Annotated in this window: 1 protein-coding gene and 2 pseudogenes; 2 read left to right on the top strand and 1 reads right to left on the bottom strand. The window is 68.9% G+C overall.

Annotated elements, in window-relative coordinates; all coding sequences use genetic code 11:
- Together ACQKIP_RS45985 and ACQKIP_RS45990 are read left to right on the top strand one after the other, a co-directional pair.
- Positions 1-185 (top strand): annotated as a pseudogene (locus tag ACQKIP_RS45985) (hypothetical protein); the annotation flags it as partial.
- Positions 186-228: 43 nt separating this feature from the next.
- Positions 229-671 (top strand): annotated as a pseudogene (locus ACQKIP_RS45990) (transposase); the annotation flags it as partial.
- 123 nt (positions 672-794) lie between these two features.
- Here ACQKIP_RS45990 and ACQKIP_RS45995 read toward each other — a convergent pair.
- On the bottom strand, positions 795-1,883 hold the full coding sequence (locus tag ACQKIP_RS45995; protein ID WP_365864401.1) for an acyltransferase family protein: 1,089 nt from the start codon (positions 1,881-1,883) through the stop codon (positions 795-797).
- Between the last annotated feature and the right edge of the window lie 155 nt (positions 1,884-2,038).

Genomic DNA, 2,038 nt, shown 5'->3' on the forward strand with positions numbered 1-2,038 from the left:
ACCTACTGAAGACGGACCGAGCAGTCTGGTCTCCGATCTACACAATCTCCGGGGCGCTGGAAACGACGCTCGCTGAAGTCTTCATGCCGGACTACGACGAATGCTTGAAGGGGGCGCGTCAGCGCCTGCTGGTCGAGATGTACGGCTCGGATGACGAAGCAGAGACAGACGAGAAAGTGCCCTGACACGTGCTTGTGGCGTCGGTCAAGCCCGTGGAACGCTCTTGGTGTGGTTCGTGGGGACCGGGCAGACGGCCGGTGCGAGCGGCTGGAGCCGCTGTTGCCGTCGATACCGAAGGTGGGGCGGCCGCCGAGGGACCGGCGGCAGGTCTTCGACGGAATCTGGTGGCGGGCCCGGACCGGCCCGCCGTGGCGTGATGTCGTCGGGCGATACGGGCCGTGGGAGACGGCGTACTCGGTTCTCCGGCGCTGGCAGATCGACGGCATCCGGGCTCGCGTTCTGGAAGAACTCCAGGCCAAAGGGCGTATGCGGACCAGGCCGTGGCATGTGATCGCCGACCGTGCGTACTCCTCCCGTGCCATCCGTGCCTACCTGCGCCGCCGGCAGATCCCGCACACCATCCCGGAGAAGCGTGACCAGGCCGAAGACCGGTTCCGTCGGGGCTCTGCCCGGGCGGGCGCCCACCCAGCGTCGACCGCGACCGGTACCAGACCGTCCAACTCACCTTGTACGGCAGTCGCTGTGACCACATCCCAAACGCTGCCTAGCGCTGCTTGAGCGGGTTGGCCGTCTTCGCGCCCGCCGCGTGTGGGGGTGTGCACGCCGGGTCGTGGCTACTTCGCACGCTCGCCTTCGGGCACGATCACCCGCGGCAGCCGGGGTTCCACCAGCGGGCGGAACAGCTTGCGTACCGGGGGAGTCGACAGCAGGAACACCATGCTGATGACGCCGATTGTCAGCAGGAGCTGGCCGGGTGTGCCCAGATCTTTCAGGAGCGGGTACAGGCCCGCGGCCTCGCCCGCGCGGATCAGCAGGCCGTGCAGGAGATAGGGGTACATCGTGGCGGCGCCCAGCGCGGTGAAGACCGTACGGCGCCGTGGCACGCAGGCGAAGAACGCGGCCACCAGCACCGCGCTGAGCGCGAACAGACCGACGCGCACCGCCAGATACAGCGGCCACCCCACGTCCAGCTGCGTGTAGCCGGCGTCCATGGACAGCCAGTGCTCGTCGGGTGCCTGGATCCACAGGTACGCGGCCGCCCCCGCGCAGACCAGTGCCGCCACACCGCAGCGGCGCGCGGCCTTCGTGCGCAGCAGGGCGAAGTGCTCCGGGCGCAGGTGCAGGCCCAGGACGAACCAGGGCAGGAACATCAGCACGCGCGGAAGCGCCAGGTCGTAGCTCATCGTCGTCAGGCCCGCCGCCAGGGAGAGCAGGACAGCGACCGGCACGGGATAGCGGATCGCCCGCCACAGGGGTGTGCTCAGCCGCCACAGGAACAGCGCGATGAGAAACCAGCACAGGTAGGTGGGTTCCGTGGGCGTGAAGGCGAAGGGCTCGCCCCGTACCGCGCTGTAGGTGGCGGAGTAGGCCGCCTCGAACAGGAGGTAGGGGATCAGCACCCCTTCGATCAGGCGGCGCACCTGGTCGGGGCGGCCGGTGAAGCGCTGCGAGAAGTAGCCGCACAGCAAGATGAACGCCGGCATGTGGAAGGCGTACACCAGGGTGTGGACCGCCTGCAGCACATGCGTGTCGTTGTCGATCTGTTCCCAGGAGTGGCCGAGGGCGACCAGGACGATCAGCAGGAACTTGGCGTTGTCGAAGAACGGGTCGCGCGCGTCGTGCGGGTTGGGGGTCCCGGGCTTGTCCCGCGGGTGTCGCAGGGCGGGCGGGTCGGCGGCGGGCATCCGCATCGGCATCCGCATCAGGCCTTCGACCTCCCGGCCTTCGTGGGTTTCACCGGCTGCCAGGGAGCCAGGCGGCCCCCTCCGCGCTGGGCATGGGTCCAGTACAGGCGGCTGTCGAGGCCGAGCATGGTGAGCACGACGCCGCCCGACGTCAGCACGGCACTGGATGTCGC

This window comes from Streptomyces sp. NPDC059900 (genome assembly GCF_050270335.1).
GTDB lineage: Bacteria > Actinomycetota > Actinomycetes > Streptomycetales > Streptomycetaceae > Streptomyces.

What these genes read in the sequence shown, in the direction of transcription:
- ACQKIP_RS45995 (WP_365864401.1), bottom strand. Translation starts at nt 1,883, where the DNA reads ATGCGGATGCCGATGCGGATGCCCGCCGCCGACCCGCCCGCCCTGCGA.